The sequence below is a fragment of the Geodermatophilus sp. SYSU D00705 genome (assembly GCF_054050135.1).
The window spans coordinates 158563-184017 of sequence record NZ_JBJGYT010000006.1 but is presented as its reverse complement, the minus strand read 5'-3'; the positions used below and the strand labels follow the sequence as shown (position 1 = coordinate 184017).

Below are 25455 nucleotides of genomic sequence, written 5' to 3'. Positions count from 1 at the left end.
CCTGCAACAGCCAGTTCCTGGAGGACCAGTGCGTCGTACCTTGATCAGCCTCACCCTCGCCAGCACCGTGGTGCTGGCCGCGTGTGGAGGCGGCGACGAGGAGTCCGCCGGCGGGGGCGGGGGTGGGGGCGAGGGTGGCGGCCTGACCTCGATCCGCGTGGGTGCCATCCCGATCGTCGACGTGGCCCCGCTCTACCTCGGCATCCAGCAGGGGATCTTCGAGGAGGCCGGCCTGGAGGTCGAGCCCTTCCTCGCGCAGGGTGGCGCGGCGATCGTGCCGGCCGTCGTCAACGGTGAGGCCCAGTTCGGCTTCTCCAACATCACCAGCCTCCTGCAGGCGACCGGGCGCGGCGTCCCGCTGGCCCTGGTCGCCCCGGGCCCGGGCGCGACCGGCAACCTCGAGGACGACTTCGCCGCCGTCGTCGTCCCGGCCGACAGCCCCGTCCAGAGCGCGGCGGACCTGCCGGGCCTGCGGGTGGCGATCAACTCGATCAACAACATCAGCGACACCGTCGTCCGCGAGAGCGTGCGGCAGGCCGGCGGCGACCCGACGACCATCGAGTTCGTCGAGATCCCCTTCCCCGACATGGTGGCCGCGGTGACCACCGGCCAGGTCGACGCCGCGTTCGCCGTCGAGCCGACCGCGACCGCCGGTGAGGCCGCGGGCCTGCGCCGGGTCTCCTTCCCGTACGTCGAGACCGACGACGACCTGACGGTGGCCGGGTACTTCACCTCCGACCAGTACGCGGCGGAGAACCCCGACGTCGTCGAGTCCTTCGCCGAGGCGATGGTCGAGGCCCAGGAGTACGCCCAGGCCAACCCCGACCAGGTCCGCGAGGTGCTCGGCGAGTACACCCAGATCGCGCCGGAGGTCGCCCAGGAACTGACGCTGCCGACGTTCCAGAGCGAGATCAACCGGGAGTCGGTCGAGCTGCTGCTCCAGCTCGGTGAGCAGGACGGCATCATCGAGGGCGACGTCGAGCTCGACGAGCTCTACTTCGAGAACTGAACCCCGCAGGGGACGCCGGGCCCCGTCCCTCTCCGCTCAGGAGGGGGGCGGGGCCCGGTCCCGTTCAGCCGGTCAGGCCGGCTCTCGCGGCGTTCTCCGTGCTCGTGCGGCACTGCGCGACCGCGAGAGCAGGCACGACACCGCAAGACTCCCGGCCCGGTGTGCGTCCGAGGCGCCCCGGATGTCGTTGCCCGCCTCCGGGCTCACCCCGCCGCGGAGCCCAGCCCGGTGTGCGCGGCGAGGAACGCCAGCTGGTCGGCGGCCAGCCCCACGGTGCGGCTGACCGCGCGGGCGCCGTGGCCCACCTCGGTCTCCCGGCGCAGCAGCACCGGCGCCGGCGCGGTGGTCGCGTGCTGCAGCGCCGCCGCGAGCTTGCGGGCGTGCAGTGGGTCGACCCGGGTGTCGGACTCGAACGTCGTGAACAGCACCGCCGGGTAGGCGGTGCCCTCCACCACCCGGTGGTAGGGCGAGTAGCCCAGCAGCCAGCCCAGCTCGGTCGGGTCCTCTGCGGAGCCGTACTCGTCGTTCCAGGTGCGGCCCAGGCCGAAGCGCTCGTAGCGGACCATGTCCAGCAGCGGCGCGCTGCAGACGACGGCCGCCGCGAGGTCGGGCCGCTGGGTGAGGGTCGCCCCGACCAGCAGGCCGCCGTTGGAGCCGCCCATCACCGCGAGCTGTGCGTGCGTCGTCCACCCCTGGGCCACCAGGTGCTCCCCGGCCGCGGCGAAGTCGTCGAAGACGTTCTGCTTGCGCTCGCGCATGCCGGCGCGGTGCCACTCCTCGCCGTGCTCGGAGCCGCCGCGCAGGTTGGCCACCGCCCACACGCCCCCGGCCGCCACCCAGGCCAGCGCCTGCGCCGTGTAGGAGGGGGTGAGGGCGACGTTGAAGCCGCCGTAGCCGTAGAGCACCGCCGGGCGCGGGGTGTCGGGGGCGCCGCTCCCGGACAGCACGAACAGGTGGACCGGCGTCCCGTCGGCGGAGGTCGCGTGGGTCTCCACGACCCGGACCTGCGGCACCTCGCCGGCCACCGGCGCCTGCTCCCACCCGGTCAGGGCGGTCGGCTCGGCGGCGTCCCAGCGCAGCACCGACGGCGGGGTGGCGTGGTCGGTGAAGCCCACCCACGCGGTGGTGCCGCCCTCCGGCGGCGCGCTCACCCCGGACACGCTGCCCGGGGCCAGGTCGGACACCTCGGCCACCCGGCCGGAGCCGTCCCCGGCCCACACCGACAGCCGGTCCGTGGCGTCGACCGAGTGCACGGCGAGCACCTGCAGGCCGCCGTCCGGGCCGTCGACGAGGGCCACGTCGGTGAGGACGCCGTCCGCCTGCTGCGGGACGACGTCCCGCCACGCCTCCGGTGCCCAGGTCGACGGATCGGCCGGGTCGGCGACCGCCAGCCGCCAGCGCGGGGTGCCGCGGTCGCTCATCAGCCACAGCCGGCCGTCGCGCGCCACCCAGGCCGCGGTCTGGGCGTCGACGCCGACCTGGAGCTCGCGCAGGACGCCGTCCGCGGTGAGGTCGGCCAGCCACACGTCGTCCCGCGGGGCGGTGCCGACGGAGGCGGAGACGACCAGCCACCGGCCGTCGCGGCTGGTGCGCGCCCCGAAGTAGGTCGAGGGGTCGCTGCCCTCGCCGTGCACCAGGACGTCGCCGTCCGGGTCGGTGCCGACGCGGTGGCGCCACACCCGGCGGTGGAACTGCTCCTCGCCGGCGGGCACGAGATCGGGCGCCAGCCGGCGGACGTAGAACAGCTCCTCGCCGCCGGGCAGCCAGGCCACGGGGGAGTACCGGCAGCGGTCGACCGGCCCGTCGAGCTGCTCGCCCGTGGCGACGTCGAGCACGTACAGCCGCGACTCCTCGTCGCCGCCGGTGGACAGCTGGTAGGCCAGCCGGTCGCCCTCCCACGAGGGTGACCACGCGTCGAGGGTGGTCGTGCCGGAGGGGTCGACGGCCATCGGGTCGACGAGCACCCGTTCGGTGCCGTCGGGCTCGCGCACGCGCAGGACGGCGTGCTCCTGCCCGGGGTCGCGCCGGGTGGAGAAGGCGCGGCCCGCGCGCCACACCGGGACGCCGACGGCGCCGGCGTGGACCAGCTCCTCCAGGCGCGCGGCGAACCGGTCGCGCAGCGGCAGTGCGGCCAGGGCCTCCGCGGTCAGCGCGTCCTGGGCGCGGGTCCACTCGACCGTCCGCGGGTCGGCCGGGTCCTCGAGCCAGCGGTACGGATCGGTGACGGCGTGTCCGTGCAGGTGCTCGACGAGGTCGAGCCGGGGGGCTTCGGGATAGCGCACCCGCGCCACGGTAACGAGGCCGCCGTCGCTCCCCGAAGGCGCGCAGGCCCCGGTCCAGGCCAGAATGGGGGAGCCCACGGGTCGCACTGCACCCGGCGCGCGGCCCCGGGCGCTCGGAGGTGCCCCGTGCCGCGTCCTCACCACGGGTCGTCCGCAGGCCATCCAGGTCCGCGGCGCGACCCCCACTCCCCACCGGCGCCGCCTGCCCCCGCGCGGGTGACCAGCGCCGCGACGCTGTTGCTCAACGCCACGTACGAGCCGCTGTGCGTCGTCTCCAGCCGTCGCGCCATCGTGCTCGTGCTCGCCGACAAGGCCGTCTCCGTCGACTGCTCGCCGGAGGAGGTGCACTCGGAGTCGGTGACCCTCCCGGTACCCGTGGTGGTGCGGCTGACCCGCTACGTGCGGGTGCCCTACCCGGCGCAGGTGCCGCTGTCCCGGCGGGCGGTGTTCACCCGCGACGGCTCCACCTGCGTGTACTGCGGGTCCTCGGCGACGAGCATCGACCACGTCGTCCCCCGCAGCCGCGGCGGTACCCACACCTGGGACAACGTGGTCGCGGCGTGCCGACGCTGCAACCACACCAAGGCCGACCGGTCGCTGGCGGAGCTGGGGTGGAAGCTGCCCCACCCGCCGCGGACGCCCAGCGGCGCGGCCTGGCGGCTGCTCGGCGCCCGCACCGTCGACCCGCGCTGGCGGGAGTGGCTGGGCGTGCCCGAGAGCGTCAGTGCATGACCTCGCCGGCGACGGCGCGGCGGTTGTGGGCGCTCGGCGAGCCGTACCACGCGCTCACCTACTTCGCCGACGAGTGCCGGTCGGCCGCCGAGGCCGCCGGACTGGACGGGTTCTGGTCGACCTACTTCGCGCTGCGCGCCGCCCCGCTGGGCCCGGCCGGACCCGAGGTCGTGACGGCGACCTTCTACAACTTCGCGCCGTCGTTCGTGGCCCGCCGGGTGCCGGCCGTCTGGCGGTCGGTGACACCGGCGCGGGCGCTGGAGGCCCGGCTGGCGGGGGTGGACGCCGCCGTCCGGCGGGTGCTCGGCGCCGACTGGCCGGGCTCGGCGGAGGCCCTCGAGGCGGCGGGTCTGCTCACCGCCGCCGCGCGGGCCGTCGACCTGCCCGGTCGCCCGCTGGCCGCGGCCAACGCGGGCCTGCCGCTGCCGGAGGAGCCGCACCTGGCGGTGTGGCAGGCGCTCACCACGCTGCGGGAGCACCGGGGCGACGGGCACAACGCCGCGCTGCTGCAGCGGGAGATCTCCGGGGTGGGGGCACACGTCCTGGCGGCCGCGGCGGGTCGGACGGAGAAGGAGTGGCTCATGCGCGCCCGCGGCTGGGACGCCGAGGCGTGGGACGCCGCCGCGGACCACCTGGCCGGCCGCGGCTGGCTGGCGGGGGAGGAGCTCACCGCCGAGGGGGCCGCGATCGTCGCCACGGTCGAGGCCGACACCGACCGGCTGGCCCTGGGCCCGTGGCGGGAACTGGGCGACCCGCACTGCGACCGGCTGGCCGAGCTGCTGGGGCCGGTCCGCCGCGCCGTCCTGGCGGCCGGGTTGTGGCCGGAGCGCAACCCGATCGGCGTCCCCGACCCCGACTGACCGGCTTGGTGGTGTATGCCGCCGCAGGCGCGCACAGTTGGCAACTGTCGATGTCTGGCAGCGGGCGGATCGTCGCTGCCTCGGCAGTGCTCCACAGCCTCATTGCCTACACGCGTGACATTGGCGTGCTTCTTCGCCAGAGGGCACACGAGGACCGATACGTTCCGGATCACCGGCGCGGTGAGCGCCACTGACCCGGAAGGCGCTGCCGCGCATGTCCCTCCGCACCACTCCCCGGCGTCGCACCGCCGCGCGCCTCGGGGTGCTCGGCCTGGTCGGTCTCACGTTCCTCGGCCTGGCCGCTCCGGCGGTGCTCGCGGCGCCCGCCGCGAGCACCGCCCCCGTGACCGTGTCCCTGGACCCGGCAGAGGTGGAGCTGAGCCTCCGCCCCAAGGAGAACGTGGGCGAGCACCCCGGTTTCGTCCCGTACGCCGACCCCGAGACCCGGTTTGTCGACATGGCCTACACCGGGTCGGCGCGCCTGCACCTGCCCCAGCAGGTCGACGCCAGTGCCATGGTGGCCTCGCTCGACCTCATGCCGGCACCGGGTGCCGTCCCCACGCGGAGCTACTCCACCGGCGCCGCGCTGCCGGCAGACCAGCTGGTCGTGACCGCCCTCGGCGACGGCTGGTACGACGTCGTGATGCCGGCCGATGACGGTGTCAACGGCCCCTACGCGAGGTTGTCCTTCGCCGGCATCACGCCGGCCACGGGCGTGGGCGCCGGGATCACGTTCATCGACCCGCTGAGCTACCAGTACCGGTTCACGGGCACGATCCCCGGCTTCCTCCAGTACGCCGTCCCGCAGCTGGTCGCCACCGCGGCGCTCGGGTGCCCGGCCGGCGCGTCCACCCCGTGCGTGACGGCCACCGTGGTCGCCGGCTCGGACCTGTCGCTGCCCGTTCCGTCCGGCTCGCGTCTGCGGGCCCTCGGACTCGGGGACCCGCAGTCCCCGTTCGTGTGGACCTCCCTGCAGACCCGGGACGCCCACGGCGGCGTGTCTGCCGAGTTCGAGCACCGGACGCAGCTCGGCCCGGAGGGGCTGACCGTCACGCTCCCGCCGGGCCTCGCGGCCGGTCGCTACCACCTGGAGGTGCTGCTCGGCGTGCCCAGCCGGCTCCCGGGCGCAGGCACGACCAACCCCTCCGAGCTGTCGGTCACCAGCTTCGACATCGAGGTCACGGCCGCTCCGGTGACGGCGGCTCCGGTGACCCCGGCGCAGAACCAGGGCCTGCGCTCGGAGACCGGCTGGGTCGAGCCCGCCGCCGGCACCGACGTCTCCCCGCTGGTCTTCCTCGGTGGCGGCATGGTCGTCGCCGCCGGCCTGGCCACCGCGGCCGTCCTGCGCCCCGGGCGCCGCGCCGCCGGGGAGTGACGTGCCGCGGCTGACCCGACCGACCCGGCGCGCGGCGGCTCTCTCGGGGGCCGCCGCGCTCGGCGTCACCGGGGTGCTGGTCCTGGGCGTCGGGCTGCACTCGGGCCCGGCGACCGGACCGGCCGCGGCCGCGGCGCCGACCACGCCGTCGGCGTCCGCGACGGCCGTAGCGACGGCGGCGGCACCATCGGAGAGCCCCTCGCCGAGCCCGACGCCGACCGCGCGGGCCACGCCGTCGTCGTCGGTGCACGTGGCGATCGACTCCGTGGGCCTGGACCTCCCGCTGCTGCCCCTCACGCCGGAGCGCGGGGTGATCGACCCACCGACGCTGACCGCCGCCTACTGGATCGAGGCCTACGGCGCGCCGGTGGCCGGCGCCGAGCAGGCCGACAACACCCTCTACATCGCGGCCCACTCGGCCGGCCGCGGGGACGACGGCTTCGGCCCGCTGCTGACCGCCGACCACCGGCGGGGCGCGGTCGGTCCGGGCGACGTCGTCGACGTCCGGACACCGGACGGCACGGTCAGCTACACCGTGCAGAGCACCGCCCGCTACGCGAAGGGAGAGCTCGCCGCGGCCGACGAGGTCTGGCGGGCGGTGCCGGGCCGGCTGGTGCTCATCACCTGCTTCCAGCGGGCCGACGGGCGCGCCGCGACGGAGAACTTCGTCGTGGTCGCACAGGCCTGATCAGGTGACGCGGGCGCGCTCCACGGGGTAGCCCTCGTGGGCGCCGGTGGCCAGCACCTCGCGGAGGCGGTCCATCGCGTCCCACACGTCGACGAAGCGGGTGTAGAGCGGCGCCGGGCCCAGCCGCACGCGGTCCGGCGCCCGGAAGTCGGGCACGACGCCGCGGTCGACGAGGGCCTGGGTGAGCTGCCAGGCCTGCGGGTGGGCGAGGGTGACGTGCGAGCCGCGCCGGGCCGGGTCGCGGGGGGAGGCCAGCGCCATCCCGCGCGGGACCAGCCAGGCGTCGGCCAGGGCCAGGGTCAGCTCGCCCAGAGCCCGGCCCTTGGCGGCCAGCCGCTCCACCCCGGCCTCGGCGACCAGCCGCGCCCCCACCTCGACCGCGGCCATGGCGACCACCGGCGGCGTCCCGACGCCGAACCGCTCGATGCCGGGCACGGGGTCGTAGGCCGGGCCCATCTCGAACTGGTCGCGCTGGCCGAACCAGCCCCAGATCGGCTGGCGCAGCTGCTCCTGCAGCTCGCGCCGCACGTACAGGAACGCCGGGGCGCCGGGCCCGCCGTTGAGGTACTTGTAGGTGCAGCCGACGGCCAGGTCGGCGCCGTTGGCGGCGAGGTCGACCGGCACCGCACCGGCGGCGTGGGAGAGGTCCCACAGCACCAGCGCGCCCACCTCCCGGGCGGCGGCGGTGACCGCGGGGACGTCGGCCAGCGCCCCGGAGCGGTAGGCGACGGCGGAGAGGACGACGACGGCGACCCGCTCGTCGAGCGCCCCGGCCAGTACGGCCGGGTCCAGCCCCTCGTCGACGTCGGCCGGCACCTCGCGCACCGTCATCCCGCGCGCCGCGGCGACCCCGGCGACGATGTAGCGGTCGGTGGGGAAGTCGTCGGCGCAGCAGACGAGCACGTCGCGGCCCGGGCGGGCGTCGGCCGCGGCGACCAGCAGCTTGTAGAGGTCCACCGACGTCGAGTCGCTGACCAGCACCTCCCCCGGGCGAGCGCCCAGCACCCCCTCGGCGAGGAGGTCGCCGATGCGGGTGGCGGTGCCGATCCACGACGACCACGAGCCCACCAGCCCCCGCGCCCACTCATCCTCCACGACCCGGGCCAGGGCGGCCGGGGTCTCCCGGGGCATCCGCCCGAGGGAGTTGCCGTCGAGGTACAGCACGCCGTCGTCTCCGGCGCCGGCGAACCGGGAGCGGAAGCCGGCCAGGGGGTCCGTGGCGTCCAGGTGCGCGGCAGCGGTGCGGGAGAGGTCCACGCCGTCCTGTCTACCGGGCTAGCGTCGCCGGGCGTGACGCCGGGAACGCAGCTGCACGACCTGACCGCGCTCGAGCAGGCCGCCGCCGTCCGGGCGGGGGAGGTGACCCCCACCGAGCTCGTCGAGCACGCGCTGCGCCGGATCGAGGCCCTCGACCCCGGCCTGGGGGCGTTCCTCACCGTGACCCCCGAGCGGGCGCTGGCCGCGGCCGGCCGCGCCGAGCAGCGCCTGCGCCGGGGCGGCGAGCTGCCCCCACTGCTCGGCGTCCCCACCGCGATCAAGGACCTCAACAACACCGCCGGCGTCCGGACGACGTTCGGTTCGGCGCTCTTCGCCGACAACGTCGCGACCGTCGACGACCACGTGGTCACCGCCCTGGCCGCCGCCGGGACGATCAGCGTCGGCAAGACGAACACACCTGAGTTCGGGTTCCCCTGCTACACCGACAACGTCCTGGCGGGCCCGGCGCGCTGTCCCTGGGACCGCACCCGGCTGGCCGGCGGGTCCAGCGGCGGTGCGGCGGTGGCGGTGGCCGCGGGGATGCTGCCGTTCGCGCAGGGCAGCGACGGCGGCGGGTCGATCCGCATCCCGGCCAGCATCAACGGGCTGTACGGCATCAAGCCCAGCCGGGGCCGGGTCAGCAACGCCCCCCTCGGCGGCGACGTCACCGGTCTGGGCACCAACGGGCCGCTCGCGCGCACCGTGCGGGACGCCGCGGCCATGCTCGACGCGATGGCCGGCCCGGTGCCCGGGGACGCCACGTGGGCCCCGCCGCCCCCGCCGGGGGAGACGTTCCTGGGCTACGCCGACCGGCCGGTCGGGCGGCTGCGGATCGGCCGGCACCTGACCTCGCCGATGCCCGACGTCACGCTCGACCCGGAGGTGCAGGCGGCCTTCGACGACGCCTCCCGCCTGCTCGAGGAGCTGGGGCACGACGTCGAGGACGTGCCGGGCGGCCTGCTCGGGCCGGACGTGCTGGCGGCCTTCGAGCGGGCCTGGACCCTCTCCGGGACGCTGCTGCCGGTGCCCTCCGAGCGGGCGGGGGAGCTGCGCCCGCTCACCCGGGAGCTGCGCGCCCGCGGGCTGGCGCAGTCGGCGCAGTCGGCGATGGAGGCGCTCACCGCGCTGCGGCTGTTCTCCCGCCGCTTCATCCAGGCGACCGCGGGGTTCGACGTCCTGCTGGCGCCGGTCACCACCATGACGCCGCGCCCGCTGGGCTGGTTCGACGCCGACGGGGACGGCGCCGCGGACTTCGAACGGCAGAAGCGCTACGCGGCGTTCACCGCCGTCTTCAACGTGACCGGCCAGCCCGCGGTGAGCGTCCCGCTGCACTGGACGGACGGCGGTCTGCCGGTCGGCAGCATGCTCGTGGGCCGGCCCGCCGACGAGGCGACGCTGATCGCGCTCTCGGCCCAGCTGGAGGCGGCACGGCCCTGGGCGGGACGCCACCCCGCAGGGTGGGACTGACCAGGAGGCGCGGGGCGGCTGACGGTAGGTTGTGGCCCGTGACCGTCGCCGAGACCCTCCTCGTCTACGTGGTGGCCCCGCTGGCCGTGATCGCCGTCCTGGCGCTGCTGACGTTCCTGCCCGGAGCGCGCAACCGGAAGGCGCGCTACAAGCCGGGGCAGCCGTGGGAGCACGAGCCCGTCTGGTTCGAGCCGCACACCGCCTCCGGCGGGCACGGCGACGGCCACCACGGCTCGCACGCCCTGACCGCCGGGACGTCGGCCTCCGGCCGCCCCTACGGCGGCGCCCGCGGGACCTGGTGACGGCAATGAGCACCTGCACCCCCACCGAGAACGCCCCGGGAGGCCGGAGATGACCCGCGCGCTGGAAGCCACGTCGCACGACACGGCGACGTCCGCCGGGACGGCGGCGACGCGCACCGACGAGGCCGAGTCCCCCGACTCGATCTTCAGCTACCGGGAGCTGCTGCGCCTGGACGAGGCGCTGACGATGTCCTCCCGGGAGACCGGCCTGCGGTTCACCCTCTACGTCGGCGAGCTCGGGTCGCAGACCCGGCGCCGCGCCGAGGAGCTCTTCGAGCACTCCGGCGGCACCCTCCCCGAGTCGGTGCTGCTGGCGATCTCGCCCGGGCAGCGGGTCGTGGAGGTCGTCGTCGGCGCGGCCGCGTCCCGCCGGCTGCCCGACCGCGCCTGCGCGCTCGCGGTGCTGTCGATGACCAACGCCTTCGCCTCCGGCGACCTGGTCGGCGGGATCGTCAACGGGCTGCGCCAGCTCTCGGACCAGGCCGGCCACCCGCGGTACCTGCGCGCCCACTGAGAGAGGACTCCCTGCCCCCCTCGCACGCTCGCGGCGGGACCCTGCAGGGGGCCGACCACTCCAGCCGACAGAGGCCCAGGACCCACCGGGTCCTGGGCCTCTCGTGTGCGGTCCTCCCTCAGCCGTTCGCGGCGGCGTCCCGCTCGCGGGCCCGCAGCGCCCGGGCGATGCCGTCCCGGCCCTCGGCGACCAGCCGCCGCAGCGGGGCGGGGTGGTCCTCGCCGGCCAGCCAGGCGTCCGCGGCCTGGACCGTGCGCAGCTCGACCACCGGCGGGAACAGGTACTGCACCGCGTTCTTGGCGATCTCGCCGGGACGGCGGTCCCAGAGCGGGCGGATGTCGGTGAAGTAGCGCTCCACGAAACCGGCGGTCAGCTCCCGCTGGGCGGGGTGCCAGAACCCCTGCAGCATCGCCTCGTGCACCGCGTTCGGGATCGTGTCCTCGGTGAAGGCCCGCTGCCAGGTCTCCTCCTTCGACTCCGCCGTCGGCCGCAGCGCCCGCGCCGTCGCCGCCCGGCGCGCACCGGTGGCGGTCGCGTCGCGGACCTCCTCGGCCTCGATCTCGGCGTCCCCGGCCGCGCCGATGGCGACCAGCCCGTTCAGGAACGCCCAGCGGGCGTCGGCGTCCACCGGCAGCCCCTCGACGACGTGCGAGCCGTCGAGCAGGCGGCGCAGGTAGGCCGCGTGCGCCTCGGTGCGGGCCGCGCCGGCGAGGGTCCGCGACCACTGCAGCTGGGTGTCGCTGCCCGGCTCGGCCGCCTCCAGCGCGGCCAGCGCCTTGTCGGCCAGCGCGCGCCAGCCGGTCTCGGCCCAGCGCGGGTCGGCGTAGCTGGCCAGGGCGGTCTGCACCCGCGCCAGCAGTGACTGGACGACGCTGATCTCGGTCTCGGCGTCGACCCCGGCCAGCACCAGCGCCACCCAGTCGCGGGCGGGCAGCTCGGCGTCCCGGGTCATGTCCCAGGCCGCCGACCAGCACAGCGCACGCGCCAGCGGGTCGGGGAGGGTGCCGATGCCCGTCTTGAGCGTGGTCAGCGAGCGGTCGTCCAGCCGCAGCTTGGCGTAGGTGAGGTCGTCGTCGTTGACCAGCACGAGGTCCGCGGCCGGGTGCCCGACCAGCTCCGGCACCTCGGTGCGCTCGCCGTCGACGTCGAGCTCCACCCGGGTGGTGCGGGTCAGCCCGTCCGGGCCGGTGTCGTAGAGGCCCACGGCGAGCCGGTGCCGGCGCAGCACCGGGTGCTCGGGCACCGCGGTCTGCTCGATGGCGAAGGAGGCGTACCGGCCGTCGTCGGTGAGCTCCAGGACCGGCCGCAGGGTGTTGACCTGGCTGGTCTGCAGCCACTGCTCGGCCCACGCCGACAGGTCACGGCCGGTGGCCTCCGACAGCGGGTCGAGGAGGTCGGCGAGGGTCGTGTTGCCGTACTCGTGGGTGCGGAAGTAGCGCTGCACGCCGCGGAGGAACTCCTCCCGGCCGACGTAGGCCACCAGCTGCTTGAGCACCGAGGCGCCCTTGGCGTACGTGATGCCGTCGAAGTTCACCTCGACCGCCGCGACGTCGACCATGTCGGCGGCGATGGGGTGGGTGGAGGGCAGCTGGTCCTGCGCGTAGGCCCACGCCTTCTCGGTGTTGGCGAACGTCGTCCACGCGGTCGTGTACTCGGTCGCCTCGGCCTGGCACAGGGTGGAGATGTAGGTGGCGAAGGACTCGTTGAGCCACAGGTCGTCCCACCAGCGCATGGTCACGAGGTCGCCGAACCACATGTGGGCCAGCTCGTGCAGCACGGTCTCCGCGCGCCGCTCGTAGCGGGCCCGGGTGGCCCTGGACCGGAAGACGTAGTCCTCGAGGATGGTGACGGCGCCGGCGTTCTCCATCGCCCCGGCGTTGAACTCCGGCACGAACAGCTGGTCGTACTTGTCGAACGGGTACGGGTAGTCGAACACCCGGTGGTAGAAGTCGAAGCCCTGCTTGGTGACCCGGAGCAGCTCCTCCGGGTCGAGGTACTTCGCCAGCGAGGCGCGGCAGTACAGCCCGAGCGGGATGCCGCCGTGGGAGTCGGTGACCTTCGCGTACGGTCCGGCGATGAGGGCCAGCAGGTAGGTCGACAGCCGCTTGGTCGGCTCGAAGTGCAGCAGCTGCGAGCCGCCCGGCCCGGCGTCGACCGTGCGCCCGCCGGTGTTGGAGACGACCTGCCAGTCGAACGGCGCGGTCACGTGCACCGTGTAGGTGCCCTTGAGGTCGGGCTGGTCGAAGCAGGCGAACACGCGCTTGGCCTCGGCCGGCTCGAAGTGCGTGTACAGGTAGACCTGACCGTCCTCCGGGTCGACGAAGCGGTGCAGCCCCTCCCCGGAGTTGGAGTACCGGCAGTCGGCCTCGACGACGAGGGTGTTCTCCGCGGCCAGCCCGGGCAGCGGCAGGCCGCCCTCCTCGGTGTAGGTGGCGACGTCGAGCTCGACCCCGTTGAGGGTGGCCGAGCGCACCCGCTCGGCGACCAGGTCGATGAAGGTGTCGGCGCCGGGCTCGCGGCAGGTGAACCGCACCGTGGTGGTCGACCCGAAGGTGTGCTCGCCGGGTCGCCCGGCGCCGTCGGTGAGGTCGAACTGGACGTCGTAGCCGTCCACCGCCAGCAGCTGGGCACGGCGGGCGGCGTCATCGCGGGTCAGGTTGGGTACGGCCACGCACGGCAGCTTCCCACGGAGGGACGACGGCCCTCCCCGGTCGACGGCGGACCGCCATCCGGTTGAGGGAACAACCACCACTCCGTCCGACTTGGGGACGGGCAGGACAGTCATCCGGCGCACCGTTCGCCAGCGAGGAGTGAGACATGACCGAGGCAGTGCAGAGCTCGCCCGTGAAGGCCCGCGTCGACTTCTGGTTCGACCCCCTGTGCCCGTGGGCCTGGCTCACCAGCCGCTGGGTCCTCGAGGCGGCGAAGGTCCGCGACATCGACCTGCACTGGCACGTCATGTCCCTGGCCGTGCTCAACCGCGGCCGTGACCTGCCGGAGCAGTACCAGGAGATGATGAAGAAGGCGATCGGCCCGGTCCGGCTCGCCATCGCCGCGGCCCAGCAGCACGGCGACGAGGTCCTCGGCGACCTCTACACGGCGATGGGCACGCTGCGCCACCACGAGGGCGTCGAGCTCGACGAGCTGATCGCCCCGGCGCTGGAGCGGGTCGGGCTCCCGGCGTCGCTGGCCGAGGCCGCCACCTCCACCGAGTACGACGAGGCCCTGGAGAAGAGCCACCACGAGGGCATGGACCCGGTCGGCGACGACGTCGGCACGCCGGTCATGCACATCGACGGCGTGGCCTTCTTCGGCCCGGTGATCAGCAAGGTGCCGACCGGGGAGGACGCCGGCAAGGCGTTCGACGGCGCGGTCCTGCTGGCCAACCTGCCGGACTTCTGGGAGCTCAAGCGCACCCGCCTGTCCGGGCCCGACATGGACTCCGTCCCGGCCGACGCCCTCGAGGTCACCCGCCGCTGAAGCCCGACGGGCCAGAGTGGCCACGATGGCCGCCCGGACGGCGGCCTTTGTGGCCACTTTGGCCGGTACGGCGGGTCGTCGGACAGGATGACCGCGTGTCGCGTCCCGTCCGCCAGCGCATCCTCATCACCGGCGCGAGCTCCGGGCTCGGCGAGGGCATGGCCCGCCGGTTCGCCGCGATGGGCCGCGACCTGGCCCTCGCCGCCCGCCGCACCGACCGGCTCGACGCCCTCCGCGAGGAGCTGCTCGCCGCCCACCCCGGCATCCGCGTGGTCACCGCCGCCCTCGACGTCGACGACGCCGTCGCGGTCGAGAAGGTGGTCCCGGAACTGGCCGCGGAGCTCGGCGGCATCGACCGGTTCATCGCCAACGCCGGCATCGGCAAGGGCGCCTCGGTCGGCACCGGCACCGCCTGGGCGAACCGGGCCACGCTGTTCACCAACGTGCTCGGCACCCACGCCCAGTGCGAGGCGGCGGTGGAGTTGTTCCGGGCGCAGGGCCGCGGCCACCTCGTGGTGGTCTCCTCGGTCGCCTCGATCCGCGGCATGCGCGGCACCCGGACGGCGTACGGCGCCAGCAAGGCCGCGCTCAACGCCCTCGCCGAGGGCATCCGCTCCGACCTGCTGGGCACCGGCGTCCGGGTGACGACGCTCCTGCCCGGGTTCATCGCCACCGACATCAACGTCGGCCGCCGGGGGCCGTTCACCGTCGACCTCGACACCGGTGTCGACGCGCTCACCGCGGCGATCGAGCGGGAGCCGGCACGCGCCTACGTCCCCGAGTGGCCGTGGCGCCCGGTCGCAGCAGCGTTGCGGGTGCTGCCGCTGTCCGTCGTCCGCCGGGTCACCTAGGCCGGGACGAGGCCGTCCGCATCGTCGCCGCGTCGTAGGGCCCGTCGTCCAGCCGGCCGGCGCGGACGGCGGCGAGCACCGCCAGCAGCTCCTCCCGCTGCGCGCCCACGAAGCCGGCGTCGACGACGGCGCCGTGCCCGGGCACCACCGGGCCGCGGGCCAGCGCGTGCAGCCGGCCCAGCGTGGCCGGCCACTCCGCGGGGAAGGCGTCGTCGAACGCCGGTGGGGCGCCCTCCTCCACGAGGTCACCGGCGAAGACGGTCCCGCCCTCGACCTCCACCACCAGGTCGTGCCCGGTGTGCCCGCGGCCGAGGAAGCGCAGGACCACCTCCCGGCCCCCGACGTCGAGGTGCGCCACGTCGTCGACCAGGGCATCGGGCGGGTCCAGCGGGGCGCTCCGCACCCGCTCCGCGCCCGCCGGGTCGCCGTCGGCCAGCAGCTCGGCCACCCGGGCGGCGCGCTGGGCCTCGCCGGTGGCCAGGAGGTCCGCGGCGCAGCCCCGCGAGCCCCACACCGTCGCCGGGCGGAAGGCCGCGTTGCCGAAGCAGTGGTCGTGGTGGGCGTGGGTGTTGACCACCGTCCACGGGGCCGCCGTGACCCTCCGGACGGCGGCGGCCAGGTCGGCGGCCTCGCCCAGGTCGGAGCGGGTGTCGACGACCAGGCAGGCGCCGTCGCCGACGACCAGCCCGCAGTTGAGGTCCAGCGACGCGTGCCGCCGGACGAAGACGCCGTCGGCGACCTCCCGGAAGGTCACCAGCAGATCCGCATCGGCCGGTGCCGCGCGTCGAGCGAGCCGTCGCCCACGCACGTCGCGGAGCCGTCGGCGATCCGCCGGGCCGACCACGCCGCGGCGCAGGCGTCCAGCGCGTCGACGACCGGGACGCCGGCCGGGGCGTCGGAGAGCCCGTCCAGCACGTCCATGACCGGCTCCAGCGCGCGGATCCGCTGCGCCTGCCCGCGCGCGCCCGACTTGGGGTCGCGCACCCGGTCGTCCAGGGCGCGGAACGCCAGCTCGGGGTGCACCTCGACGACGGAGTCGGCGGGCGGCTCGCCCAGCGCGTCGTCCAGTGAGCGGATCGCCGCCACGAGCTGGAAGGACTGCGCCGACAGGGAGCGGCCCCCGGTCGCCTCGACCGACAGCCGCCGGGCGTCGGCGTAGCCGCGGGCGGCGAGCACCGCGCGGACCGGGGCGGGGAAGACCGAGCTCGTGGCGCCGTACGGGCGGAGTCGTTCGCGGGCCGCCACGTCGCACGCCCGCACGCCGTCGTCCGACAGCCCGATCGGCATGTCGATGCCGACCACCTCGACGTCCGCCACGGCGAGGACGTCGGCGGCGGTCCGGAGCACGGTCAGCTGCACGGTCCGGCCGTCGAGGCGGGCGCCGACCCACTGGCCGCGCCAGCCGTCGACCCCCAGCACCGCCACCCCGGCAGCCTGACAGACTCGCCGCCATGCGCGTCTTCGTCGGCACCGACCACGCCGGGCTGGAGTTCAAGGAGCACCTCAAGCAGGCGCTCACCGAGGCCGGGCACGAGCCCGTCGACTGCGGGGCGTTCGAGTACGACGCCCAGGACGACTACCCGCCGTTCTGCTTCGAGGTCGGTGAGCGCACGGTCACCGAGCCCGGCAGCCTCGGTGTGGTCATCGGGGGCTCGGGCAACGGCGAGCAGATCGCGGCCAACAAGGTGCCGGGCGTGCGCGCCGCGCTGGTGTGGAACACCGCGACCGCCGAGCTCGCCCGCCAGCACAACGACGCCAACGTGGTCTCCATCGGCGCCCGGCAGCACAGCGTCGAGGAGGCCACCGAGCTGGTGCTGACCTTCCTCGCGACGCCGTTCAGCGGCGACGAGCGGCACGCCCGCCGGATCGGCCTGGTCACCGACTACGAGCAGAACCGGCACCGCCCCGCCGGGGGCCTGCCCACCCGCGAGGAGCCCGTCTGAGGGGGCCCCGCAGCAGGGCCCTTCAGAAGTCGTCGGGGCACCACGGGCTGACCGGCCACCGGAACGCCGTCGCCGCCAGCGTGACCGCGCCCGGACTGACCTCGGTCACCCGGCCGGCGGCCTGCAGGGTGGCCAGCGAGACGCCGCCCAGGTAGGCCGCGGCCAGCGCCTCGACGTCCACGACCAGGTCGGGGTCGCTGTCGGTCCCCGCGCAGAAGCCCCCGGACGGGCCGGCGGTCAGCGCCCAGCGCCCGTCGTTCCACGGGCAGAACGGGTCGCGGACCTCGAACACCAGGTTGATCGGGGTGGGGTAGCGGCGGGCGGACAGCGCGCGGCCGACGTCGACCAGGCGCACCCACAGCGCGTCGACCGGCCGGGAGTGCAGCGCGCGGCTGTCGGTGAGCAGCCACCGCAGCGGGTCGTCGTCCGAGGCCGAGGGGGCCGTGACCGTGCGGACGAGGTCGATGCCCAGCAGGAACCGCCAGAGCGCGGCGTACGCCGGGGTGCCGGTGGCCCGGACCTCCTCGACGGTGAGGGTGCCGTCGGGTTCGCCGCCGTCGGTCCACGCGTTCTTGACCCGGTAGGCCGCGTAGCCGGTGACGGTGCCGTCGACGTCGGTGTGCACGAGGTGCCGCCGCTCGGTCGCGCCCTTCCGCTGGTCGGGGTCGTCCCGCAGGGCGCGGTCCCACCACACGTCGCCGCGCGCCAGGTTGCCCGGCACGGCGCGCCGCACCCGCTCGTACACGGCGACGGCGGCCCGGCGGTACTCCTCGACCGGCACCAGGTCGACCCGGCCGTCGCCCGCGTCCACGTCCGGGCGCAGCTGCAGCTGTCGGACGGCGCCGGACAGGTTGCCCTTCCAGGTGGCCGGGGCGTACCCGAACCGGCCGTAGATCGGCGCCTCCGCGGCCCACAGCGCGGCCACCGCCTCGCGGCCCTGCTCGTGCAGCTCGGTGAGCTGGCGGCGCATGATCGCGGCCAGGATGCCGCGCCGGCGGTGGGTGGGGGAGACGGTCACCCAGGTGACCCCGGCACACGGGACGACGGCGCCGGGCACGGTGAGCTCCCGGCTGTAGATGCCGGCCGTGGCCACGACCCGGTCGCCGTCCCACATCGCCAGCGAGCGGTCGAGCTCGGCGTGCGGCGGCACCGACTCGACGAACGCTCCGGTGGCCTCCTCACCGAAGACGTGCAGCATGGCGCGGCTGAACGCCGGCCACTCCGCGGGCGTGGCGGGGCGCAGGCCGTCGGCGGGATCGGTCACCGGAGCTGTCTACCCGTCCCTGCCGACGGTGCGCGAACGGGTTCCGGATGATGGCGGCATGGCGGGCACGCGGAGCTGGGCGGAGATGCTGACCGGGATCGAGCAGCGGCTGGTCGCCGCCACCGGGGACGACGTCGCCACCTGGTCGCGGCGGGTCCGCGAGACGGGGCTGGACACCGAGCCGGAGGTGCGGGCCTGGCTGGCCGGGCAGGGCATCACCGGGTACGGGCAGATGGTGCTGGTGATGGAGCGGTTCGGGTACCCGGACTTCCTCACCGCGACCGCCGACGAGCTGGTCGACGCCCAGTACGCCGACCGGCCGCAGCTGCGCCCGGTGCTCGACGCGGTCCTCGTCGCGGCGTCCGGCGTGGGGGAGGGGCACGTGCAGGCGCGCAAGGGCTACGTCAGCCTCGTGGGCCCGCGCCGCACCTACGCCGTCGTCCAGGCGTCGACGCGCACCCGGGTCGACCTCGGGCTGCGGCTGCCCGACCGCGAGCCCGCGGGCCGGCTGCTGGCCGCCCGCAGCATCGGCAACGGCGCCTGCTCGGTCCGCGTGGCGCTCACCACGCCCGCGGACGTCGACGACGAGGTCGTGGCCCTGCTCGCGGAGGCGCACGCCGCCAACCGCTGACCCGCGACGCTCAGCTGCGCAGGTAGGCCAGGGTCGCCATCACCCGGCGGTGCTGGTCCTCGTCCTGGGCGAGGTCGAGCTTGGCGAAGATCCGCTGGGTGTGCTTCTCCACGGCGCCCTCGGTGACCACCAGCCGCCGCGCGATCGCGCTGTTGGAGTGCCCCTCGGCGATCAGCCCGAGCACCTCCCGCTCGCGGGGGGTGAGCCGGCGGACCGGGTCGTCGGCGCGGCGGCGGGCGAACAGCTGCGCCACCACCTGCGGGTCGAGCACGGTGCCACCGCCGACCACGTCGGTGAGCGCGGTGAGGAACGAGTCGAGGTCGGTGACGCGGTCCTTGAGCAGGTAGCCGGCGCCGCCCCGGCCGTCGGCGAGCAGCTCGTCGGCGTAGGCCACCTCCACGTACTGGGAGAGCACGAGCACCGCCGTCCCGGGCACGGTGGCGCGGGCCTCGACCGCGGCCCGCAGTCCCTCGTCGGTGTGCGTCGGGGGCATCCGGACGTCGACCACGGCGACGTCCGGGCGGTGCTCGGCCACCGCCCGGACCAGCGACGGGCCGTCGCCGACGGCGGCGACCACCTCGCAGCCCTCCTCCTCCAGCAGCCGGACCAGGCCCTCCCGGAGCAGCACCGAGTCGTCGGCGATCACGACCCGCACGGCAGCTCCGCGACCAGCCGGGTGGGCCCGCCCCGCGGGCTGTCGACGGTCAGGACGCCGTCCACCGCGCGCAGCCGGTCGGCCAGACCGGCCAGGCCGTGCCCGGGGGCGAGGACGGCGCCGCCGGTGCCGTCGTCCTCGACCGTGACCCGCAGCGCGGGCCCGGCGGCCACGACGACGACCTGGCAGGTGGTGGCCCCGCTGTGCTTGCCACGTTGGCCAGCGCCTCGCTCACGACGAAGTAGGCGGTGTTCTCCACGACCGGCGCCAGCCGCTGCTCGGGCAGGTCGACGGCGAGCTCCACCGGCCCCGGGGAGCGGGCCGCGACGGCGGCCAGCGCGGCGGCCAGGCCGCGATCGGCGAGCACCGGCGGCGCGATGCCTCGGGACAGCGCCCGCAGCTCCTCCAGCGCCTCCTTCGCGAGGACCGCGGCCTCGCCGATCGTCTCGCGGGCGGCGGCCGGGTCGCGGTCGAGCTGCCGCTGGGCGCGGGAGAGGTCCATGCCCAGGCGCACGAGGTGCTGCTGCGGGCCGTCGTGGATGTCGCGCTCCAGCCGGCGCAGCGCCACCGCCTCGGCGGCGACCGCAGCGTCGCGGCCCTCGGCCAGCCGGCCGAGCTCGGCCTGCGTGGCCGCGCGGGAGGTCAGCAGGGCCCGGCCGAGCTGGGCCTGCAGCAACGCCGCCCCGCGGACGGCGAACGGCAGGACGACGGCGAACAGCAGGCCGATGGTCGTGTGGAGCAGGATCCGCCGCCCGGCCGTGCTCTCGAGGCCGAGCAGCTCCAGCAGGTCGGTGTCGTCCGGGTCGTTCGGCAGCGACCAGTCCCACAGGCCGTAGGTGAGGCCGCCGAGCGCGCCGGCCCAGAGGGTCACGGTGACGACGAAGGACAGGATCGCGAAGGGGAAGCGGAGGACGGCGTGCAGCGCGTCCAGCCAGCACTGCGGATCGCGCAGCGGGGTGGTCAGCCGGCGCACGGCCCGGCCCTCGGCGGTCCGGTAGGCCGGGCTCGGCAGCGGCCGGTCGAGCACGCCGGGCAGCCACGCCCGCTCGACGGCCGCGAGCCCCCGGGCGGCCACCAGCGTGGCGGCCAGCACCGCGACGCCGACCCAGACGACGAGCAGCCAGGCGCCGACCGACAGGCCCGTGACCACCACGACGAACGCGGCGATCGCGACGGGGAACGCGACCAGCGAGTAGGCGGTGTCCACACCCAGCTGCCGCAGCACGCTGCGCGTCCGGGTGGCGGGCGAGGGTGACACGGTGGGCAGGACGGCGGTGTCGGTCATGCTGTCGAGCCTGGTCGCGGGCGGGGCTCGGACCCATCCCGCCAGCCGGTCGATCGGGTGTCGGGCTGGCCCGACAGGGATGCGGTCGTCATCTCGGGGTCGATGCTCTGGCGTGGCGGCGCGGGTGTCCAGCACCCGCCGCTCGTTAGGGTCGGGGACAGCCGGGCGCGCCGACGACGTCGCGCCACCGCGCGAGCGGCTGCCCGGCGGGGGAGGGAGCCCGTGCGCGCTCCAGCAGTGCCGATCGCCCTGACCGCCGTCCTGCTGGCCGCCGGCTGCAGCGGTGCCACCTCCTCGGGGGAGGCCGAGGCCGAGTCGCCGGTGGGGGCGGCCGCCTCGACGCCCGACGCCCGGCTCACCCTCGTCGCCGACGAGGACGCGGTCGCCTCCGCGGCCTCGTCCAGCCGCGCCCTGTTCGACACCGCGGAGGTCGCCGTCGTGGCCCGCGACGGCGACGAGGCCGGCACGCTGCTGGCCGCGTCGGCGGCCGTCGGGCTCGGCGTCCCGCTGCTGGTCGAGCCCGCCGACGGGGCGCCGGCCGACGCCGTCACCGCCGAGCTGGAGCGCCTGGGCACCACCACCGTGCTCGCGGTCGGGGAGGCCGAGGGCGCCGGCGCCGCCGAGGTGGTCGCCGTCCCGGCCGCGGCGGAGTCGGTCGCCGCGGCCACCGGTCTGGACCTCGGCCAGACACGCGAGGTGGACGACGGCGCCGCGGCCGCGGCGGTGGCCGGGCTCGACGGCGAGCAGCCGGTCGCCCTCCTCGCCGGCGACGACGGCACCCCCGCCGAGGACGTCGACCGGCTGCCCCCGGTGGAGCGCGCCGCGCCGCTGGAGGACACGCTGGTCGTCGCCACGGACTCCGGGGCCACGGTGGCCGGCATCGCGACCGCCCGGGCCGCCGGGGTGCCGGTGCACGTCACCGCCGCGACCGATCCGCGCGGCGACGCCGCCCTGGTCGACCTGCTCGCACAGCGCCGGCCGGAGGCGGTGGTGGCCCTCGGAGCGGGCTACGCGGCCGAGGACGGCCTGGACTGGAAGCTCGCGACCGCGGCCACCGGCGAGCAGCTGCCCGGCGGCGGCCAGCTGCTGTTCCCGGGGCACTTCCTCGTCGCGCTGTACGGCTCCCCGGGCACCGGCGCCCTCGGCGTCCTCGGCGAGCAGGACGTGACGGCATCGATCGAGCGGGCCCGCGCGCACGCGGCGCCCTACGAGCCCCTGGTGCCCGACGCCACCGTCGTCCCGGCGTTCGAGGTGATCGCCACCGTGGCCTCGGCGGTCGCCGGGCCGGACGGCAACTACTCCACCGAGCTGCCGGTCGAGCAGCTGCGGCCCTGGGTGGAGGCGGCGGGGGAGGCCGGCCTCTACGTCGTCCTGGACCTCCAGCCCGGCCGTACCGACTTCGTGACCCAGGCCGAGCAGTACCGCTCGCTGCTGGAGCTGCCGCACGTGGGCCTGGCGCTGGACCCGGAGTGGCGGCTGGGGCCGGGGGAGGTGCACCTGACCCAGATCGGGACGGTGTCGGTCGACGAGGTCAACCGGTTGGTCACCTGGCTGGCCGACCTCACCCGCGCCGCCGAGCTCCCGCAGAAGCTGCTCGTGCTGCACCAGTTCCAGGTGCGGATGATCCCCGAGCGGGAGCGGCTGGACACCTCCCGCGACGAGCTGGCGGTCATGGTCCACGCCGACGGTCAGGGCGGGCAGGGGGACAAGCAGGCGACCTGGGCCGCGCTGCGGCAGACGAACCCCGACGCGGTGTCCTGGGGCTGGAAGAACTTCTACGACGAGGACGCCCCGATGCTCACCCCCGAGCAGACGATCGCGCAGGTCAACCCCCGGCCACACCTGATCAGCTACCAGTAGGCGCTGACCCCTCCCGTTCTGTCGGCCCCCTGTGGTGAGCTGGCGCGACCGTCGCAGGAGGAGGCCTTCGTGACCGTCGTCGACACCGAGTTCGACCCCCGGCTGCTCGAGCACCGCCGGGAGCTGACCGGCTACTGCTACCGCATGCTCGGGTCGGCGTTCGACGCCGACGACGCGGTGCAGGAGACGATGGTCCGCGCCTGGCGGGGCCTGGCCGACTTCGAGGGCCGCTCCGCGCTGCGCTCGTGGCTGTACCGGATCGCCACCAACGTCTGCCTCGACCAGCTGTCCGGCCGGCAGCGGCGGGCCCTGCCGATGGACCTCACCGGCTCCCCGTGGCAGCCGGTGGAGGCGTCGCTGTCGGCCCGCCGCCCGTCGACGGCGTGGGTGGAGCCGGTGCTCGACCGCCAGGTCGTCTCCGACGACGCCGACCCCGCCGAGCAGGCGGTGCAGCGGGAGTCGATCCGGCTGGCCTTCGTCGCCGCGCTGCAGCACCTGCCGCCGCGGCAGCGCGCCGTCCTGCTGCTGCGCGAGGTGCTGCGCTGGAAGGCCGACGAGGTGGCCCAGCTGCTCGACACGACGGTGGCGTCGGTGAACAGCGCGCTGCAGCGGGCCCGGGCCACCCTGGCCGCCGTCGGCGACGAGGTCGACCCGCAGCCGCTGGAGGTGGACGAGCGCGAGCTGCTGGAGCGCTACGTCGACGCCTTCGAGCGCTACGACATCGAGGCCTTCGTGGCGCTGCTGCACGAGGACGCCACCCAGCACATGCCGCCGTTCGAGATGTGGCTGCGCGGTGCCACCGACATCGGCACCTGGATGCTCGGGCCGGGGTCGGGCTGCCGGGGCTCGCGCGTGCTGCCCACCCGGGCCAACGGCGCACCCGCCTTCGCCCAGTACCGCCCCCGGGATGGCGGTGGTCACGAGCCGTGGGCGCTGCACGTGCTCGAGGTGCGCGACGGCCGGATCGCGCACGTCTCGAGCTTCCTCGACCTGGACAACGACCTGTTCCGGCGGCTCGGCCTGCCCGTCGAGCCGGCCTGATCCCCGTGCCGCACACCGAGTTCACCGAGGGCCTGCACGAGGAGCGGCACCGCGACGGCTCGCTGCGGGCCCGCGGTCCCGTCGTCGACGGCCGGCCGCACGGCTACTGGGAGTGGTTCCGGCTCGACGGCACCCGGCTGCGGTCCGGCTCCTTCGACGGCGGCGAACCCGTGGGCGAGTGGACGACGTACGACGCCAGCGGCGCCCCGTACGAGGTGACGAGTCGCGGCTGACCTGCGGTGGTCGGACCGAGGTGCGCAGGGCGGTGTCTGTGCCGTCGCGTCCGGGCGGGTCAGCCGTGGCCGTCGTGACGCGGCGTCGGGTTGCCGGTTCCGGCTGCCACGACCGACTCGCCACTCGGTCGTCGTTCCTCCGCCGCCGTCCCGACCGGGCGGCTGCTGCGAGAGCCTGACCGCGGATCCCTCACCCGTTCCCCTGGAAGAGGCACATGATGAGAACGACCGTCATCTGGTCCCTGGTCGTCGGTGCTCTCGTGGCACTCGTCCTGGTCGTCATCGCCGTCAGCATGTCGGCGTCGGGGTTCCGGCTCGACATCGAGCGCTGGGTCCTCATCGGCGCCTTCCTGGTCGTCATCGCGATGGCGGCCGCAGCGATGGTCGGCGCGCTCAACGCGCTCAAGGAAGCCCGCGAGCAATCGCCCGGAGACGGGACCCGGAACGGGACCGGACGCCCCGGACCCGGCGCGTCGTCCTAGCGGTGCCCACGCGCTCGTCCGTGCTGCTCAGCAGGCGCGGCTGGTGGTGGTGCCGGGCGCGACCGCCTCAGGCCCGAGGGCAGCGGCGCGCTGGACCGCTGGAGTGGCTGCGCCCGATGTCGACCGAGTTCCTCGACGCGCCGGACCCGGCCGGCTGACGGGCGGCGGGATCGCCCGGTCCGGGCCGCCGGCGTCCCGTGTCACGATCGGGCCTCGACGCTGGTCGAGGGCGGATCGCGGGCCTAGCGTCGGTCCGTGCGGCGCTCCCTGGGCACCACCTTCGCGGCCTTGACCGTGGCGCTGGTCGTCGGCTGCACGGGCCCCGGCGCGCAGTCGGGCGGCGGCGACAGCGGTGCCGACGGCGGCGCGGTCGTGCCCGAGCCCGCCTCCCCGGGGGTGCCCGAGGGTGCGCCGGCCGCCCCGGCAGACACCGACCCCGACCGGCAGGTGGTCACGACCGCCACCGCCTTCCTCGTCGTCGAGGACCCGGCCGAGGCGGCCCAGCAGGTCAGCGAGCTGGTGGAGACCGCCGGCGGCCGGGTCGACGAGCGCACCGAGCAGGCGGCGTCCGAGGGCGGGGGTGCGACCGCCGATCTCGTGGTCCGGGTGCCGGCGGACGCGCTGACCGGCCTCCTGGCCAACCTGGAGGACCTCGGCGACGTCGCGAGCGTGTCGGTCTCCCGCTCCGACGTGACCGCCACGGCGGTCGACCTCGACGCGCGGATCTCGGCGCTGCAGACCTCGGTGGCCCGGCTGCAGGCCCTGATGGACAACGCGGCCACCACCGAGGCCCTGCTGGCCGCCGAGAACGCCCTCTCGGACCGGCAGGAGCAGCTGGAGTCGCTGCAGTCCCGGCGCGCGCTGCTGGCCGACCAGGTGGAGCTGTCGACGCTCGACGTGCACCTGGAGCCCGTCGGCGTGGCGCCGGCCGGTGGACCCGACGGCTTCCTCGACGGGCTGGGGACCGGATGGCGGTCCCTGGTCGCGGCCCTGGGCGCGACCCTCGTCGTCCTGGGCGTCGCCCTGCCGTGGCTGGCGGTCGCCGGGGTGGTGGCCGCGGGGGTCCTGGTGCCCGTTCGCCGGGTGCGGCGGCGCTCCGCGGTGAAGGCGCCGGCTCGGCCGTTGGCGGCGGATCCACCGGGACCACCGCAGGGGTGAGGGACGGCGCCCGTCGTGGAGCGGGTGACCGGGATCGAACCGGCACGGCCAGCGTGGAAGGCCAGGTCCTCTGCGGTGTCTCGGCT

25 protein-coding genes are annotated in these 25455 nt (G+C 75.6%); 17 read left to right on the top strand and 8 right to left on the bottom strand.

The genetic code is table 11. The annotated features are described in order from the left end of the window. The first annotated feature begins 28 nt into the window (after window positions 1–28). Window positions 29–1009, top strand: a complete 981-nt coding sequence (locus tag ACI78Q_RS07475; RefSeq protein WP_456922694.1) for an ABC transporter substrate-binding protein — start codon at window positions 29–31, stop codon at window positions 1007–1009. A 203-nt stretch (window positions 1010–1212) separates the two neighbouring features. Here ACI78Q_RS07475 and ACI78Q_RS07470 read toward each other — a convergent pair whose 3' ends face one another. Next, window positions 1213–3291: a prolyl oligopeptidase family serine peptidase gene (locus ACI78Q_RS07470; protein WP_456922693.1), complete on the bottom strand. Its 2079-nt coding sequence runs from the start codon at window positions 3289–3291 to the stop codon at window positions 1213–1215. A gap of 216 nt (window positions 3292–3507) precedes the next feature. On the opposite strand from ACI78Q_RS07470, the gene ACI78Q_RS07465 reads away from it, so the two are divergent. From ACI78Q_RS07465 to ACI78Q_RS07450, 4 genes are all read left to right on the top strand, one after another. Further along, window positions 3508–4023 carry an HNH endonuclease gene (locus ACI78Q_RS07465; protein ID WP_456922692.1) on the top strand — a complete coding sequence of 172 codons (516 nt, stop codon included), beginning with the start codon at window positions 3508–3510 and terminating at the stop codon, window positions 4021–4023. After that, window positions 4020–4883, top strand: a complete 864-nt coding sequence (locus ACI78Q_RS07460; RefSeq protein WP_456922691.1) for an SCO6745 family protein — start codon at window positions 4020–4022, stop codon at window positions 4881–4883. The genes ACI78Q_RS07465 and ACI78Q_RS07460 overlap by 4 nt, the downstream gene beginning before the upstream one ends. Window positions 4884–5097: 214 nt before the next feature. Beyond that, a complete protein-coding gene (locus tag ACI78Q_RS07455) occupies window positions 5098–6258 on the top strand; it encodes a hypothetical protein (RefSeq protein ID WP_456922690.1) in 1161 nt (386 codons plus the stop codon). 1 nt (window position 6259) lies between these two features. Then, window positions 6260–6946, top strand: a complete 687-nt coding sequence (locus ACI78Q_RS07450; RefSeq protein WP_456922689.1) for a class F sortase — start codon at window positions 6260–6262, stop codon at window positions 6944–6946. Here ACI78Q_RS07450 and kynU read toward each other — a convergent pair whose 3' ends face one another. Then, window positions 6947–8203 carry a kynureninase gene (kynU, locus tag ACI78Q_RS07445; RefSeq protein WP_456922688.1) on the bottom strand — a complete coding sequence of 419 codons (1257 nt, stop codon included), beginning with the start codon at window positions 8201–8203 and terminating at the stop codon, window positions 6947–6949. A gap of 33 nt (window positions 8204–8236) precedes the next feature. Between kynU and ACI78Q_RS07440 the strand changes: the two genes are divergently transcribed. From ACI78Q_RS07440 to ACI78Q_RS07430, 3 genes are read left to right on the top strand one after another with little or no spacing between them, the layout of a single operon-like run. Continuing rightward, a complete protein-coding gene (locus tag ACI78Q_RS07440) occupies window positions 8237–9670 on the top strand; it encodes an amidase (RefSeq protein ID WP_456922687.1) in 1434 nt (477 codons plus the stop codon). A gap of 38 nt (window positions 9671–9708) precedes the next feature. Next, window positions 9709–9972, top strand: a complete 264-nt coding sequence (gene ctaJ, locus ACI78Q_RS07435; RefSeq protein ID WP_456922686.1) for an aa3-type cytochrome oxidase subunit CtaJ — start codon at window positions 9709–9711, stop codon at window positions 9970–9972. 49 nt (window positions 9973–10021) lie between these two features. Next, on the top strand, window positions 10022–10486 hold the full coding sequence (locus ACI78Q_RS07430; RefSeq protein WP_456922685.1) for a DUF5130 family protein: 465 nt from the start codon (window positions 10022–10024) through the stop codon (window positions 10484–10486). A gap of 118 nt (window positions 10487–10604) precedes the next feature. Here the strand turns inward: ACI78Q_RS07430 and pepN are convergent, their stop codons facing one another. Further along, window positions 10605–13157, bottom strand: coding sequence for an aminopeptidase N (gene pepN / locus ACI78Q_RS07425; protein WP_456922684.1), 2553 nt, complete (start codon window positions 13155–13157; stop codon window positions 10605–10607). Between the two features lie 146 nt (window positions 13158–13303). On the opposite strand from pepN, the gene ACI78Q_RS07420 reads away from it, so the two are divergent. After that, a complete protein-coding gene (locus ACI78Q_RS07420; protein ID WP_456922683.1) occupies window positions 13304–13966 on the top strand; it encodes a mycothiol-dependent nitroreductase Rv2466c family protein in 663 nt (220 codons plus the stop codon). Window positions 13967–14061: 95 nt separating this feature from the next. Then, window positions 14062–14817, top strand: coding sequence for an SDR family oxidoreductase (locus ACI78Q_RS07415; protein ID WP_456922682.1), 756 nt, complete (start codon window positions 14062–14064; stop codon window positions 14815–14817). On the opposite strand, the gene ACI78Q_RS07410 is transcribed toward ACI78Q_RS07415, so the two are convergent. Then, window positions 14810–15571: an MBL fold metallo-hydrolase gene (locus tag ACI78Q_RS07410; RefSeq protein ID WP_456922681.1), complete on the bottom strand. Its 762-nt coding sequence runs from the start codon at window positions 15569–15571 to the stop codon at window positions 14810–14812. The two genes, ACI78Q_RS07415 and ACI78Q_RS07410, sit on opposite strands and share 8 nt — an antisense overlap. Then, window positions 15568–16242 carry a DUF429 domain-containing protein gene (locus ACI78Q_RS07405; protein WP_456922680.1) on the bottom strand — a complete coding sequence of 225 codons (675 nt, stop codon included), beginning with the start codon at window positions 16240–16242 and terminating at the stop codon, window positions 15568–15570. Before ACI78Q_RS07405 ends, ACI78Q_RS07410 begins: the two co-directional genes overlap by 4 nt. A 26-nt stretch (window positions 16243–16268) precedes the next feature. Here ACI78Q_RS07405 and ACI78Q_RS07400 point away from each other — a divergent pair, with 26 nt between their 5' ends. Further along, window positions 16269–16760, top strand: a complete 492-nt coding sequence (locus tag ACI78Q_RS07400; protein WP_456922679.1) for a ribose-5-phosphate isomerase — start codon at window positions 16269–16271, stop codon at window positions 16758–16760. A gap of 22 nt (window positions 16761–16782) precedes the next feature. Here the strand turns inward: ACI78Q_RS07400 and ACI78Q_RS07395 are convergent, their stop codons facing one another. Continuing rightward, entirely contained in the window at window positions 16783–18024 is a 1242-nt protein-coding gene (locus ACI78Q_RS07395; RefSeq protein WP_456922678.1) for a GNAT family N-acetyltransferase, read from the bottom strand. 58 nt (window positions 18025–18082) lie between these two features. Here ACI78Q_RS07395 and ACI78Q_RS07390 point away from each other — a divergent pair, with 58 nt between their 5' ends. Continuing rightward, entirely contained in the window at window positions 18083–18655 is a 573-nt protein-coding gene (locus tag ACI78Q_RS07390) for a DUF5655 domain-containing protein (RefSeq protein WP_456922677.1), read from the top strand. A 10-nt stretch (window positions 18656–18665) separates the two neighbouring features. On the opposite strand, the gene ACI78Q_RS07385 is transcribed toward ACI78Q_RS07390, so the two are convergent. Together ACI78Q_RS07385 and ACI78Q_RS07380 are read right to left on the bottom strand one after the other, a co-directional pair. After that, complete coding sequence (locus tag ACI78Q_RS07385) at window positions 18666–19310, bottom strand: response regulator (RefSeq protein ID WP_456922676.1); 645 nt, start codon at window positions 19308–19310, stop codon at window positions 18666–18668. A gap of 49 nt (window positions 19311–19359) precedes the next feature. Next, the gene (locus tag ACI78Q_RS07380; protein ID WP_456922675.1) at window positions 19360–20595 is read right to left on the bottom strand and encodes a sensor histidine kinase; all 1236 of its coding nucleotides are present in this window, start codon (window positions 20593–20595) and stop codon (window positions 19360–19362) included. A 222-nt stretch (window positions 20596–20817) separates the two neighbouring features. Here ACI78Q_RS07380 and ACI78Q_RS07375 point away from each other — a divergent pair, with 222 nt between their 5' ends. From ACI78Q_RS07375 to ACI78Q_RS07355, 5 genes are all read left to right on the top strand, one after another. After that, window positions 20818–22455, top strand: coding sequence for a hypothetical protein (locus ACI78Q_RS07375; RefSeq protein WP_456922674.1), 1638 nt, complete (start codon window positions 20818–20820; stop codon window positions 22453–22455). A 69-nt stretch (window positions 22456–22524) separates the two neighbouring features. Continuing rightward, window positions 22525–23496, top strand: a complete 972-nt coding sequence (locus tag ACI78Q_RS07370; protein WP_456922673.1) for a sigma-70 family RNA polymerase sigma factor — start codon at window positions 22525–22527, stop codon at window positions 23494–23496. Between the two features lie 5 nt (window positions 23497–23501). Then, window positions 23502–23729, top strand: a complete 228-nt coding sequence (locus tag ACI78Q_RS07365; RefSeq protein WP_456922672.1) for a toxin-antitoxin system YwqK family antitoxin — start codon at window positions 23502–23504, stop codon at window positions 23727–23729. Between the two features lie 218 nt (window positions 23730–23947). Next, a complete protein-coding gene (locus ACI78Q_RS07360) occupies window positions 23948–24211 on the top strand; it encodes a hypothetical protein (protein ID WP_456922671.1) in 264 nt (87 codons plus the stop codon). Between the two features lie 255 nt (window positions 24212–24466). Continuing rightward, window positions 24467–25369, top strand: coding sequence for a DUF4349 domain-containing protein (locus ACI78Q_RS07355; protein ID WP_456922670.1), 903 nt, complete (start codon window positions 24467–24469; stop codon window positions 25367–25369). Window positions 25370–25455: the final 86 nt, after the last annotated feature.

Coding starts and splice junctions, on each gene's coding strand:
- ACI78Q_RS07460 (WP_456922691.1), top strand. CDS start 4,020: ATGACCTCGCCGGCGACGGCGCGGCGGTTGTGGGCGCTCGGCGAGCCG.
- ACI78Q_RS07360 (WP_456922671.1), top strand. CDS start 23,948: ATGAGAACGACCGTCATCTGGTCCCTGGTCGTCGGTGCTCTCGTGGCA.
- ACI78Q_RS07455 (WP_456922690.1), top strand. CDS start 5,098: ATGTCCCTCCGCACCACTCCCCGGCGTCGCACCGCCGCGCGCCTCGGG.
- ACI78Q_RS07390 (WP_456922677.1), top strand. CDS start 18,083: ATGGCGGGCACGCGGAGCTGGGCGGAGATGCTGACCGGGATCGAGCAG.
- ACI78Q_RS07420 (WP_456922683.1), top strand. CDS start 13,304: ATGACCGAGGCAGTGCAGAGCTCGCCCGTGAAGGCCCGCGTCGACTTC.
- ACI78Q_RS07400 (WP_456922679.1), top strand. CDS start 16,269: ATGCGCGTCTTCGTCGGCACCGACCACGCCGGGCTGGAGTTCAAGGAG.
- ACI78Q_RS07380 (WP_456922675.1), bottom strand. CDS start 20,595: ATGACCGACACCGCCGTCCTGCCCACCGTGTCACCCTCGCCCGCCACC.
- ACI78Q_RS07430 (WP_456922685.1), top strand. CDS start 10,022: ATGACCCGCGCGCTGGAAGCCACGTCGCACGACACGGCGACGTCCGCC.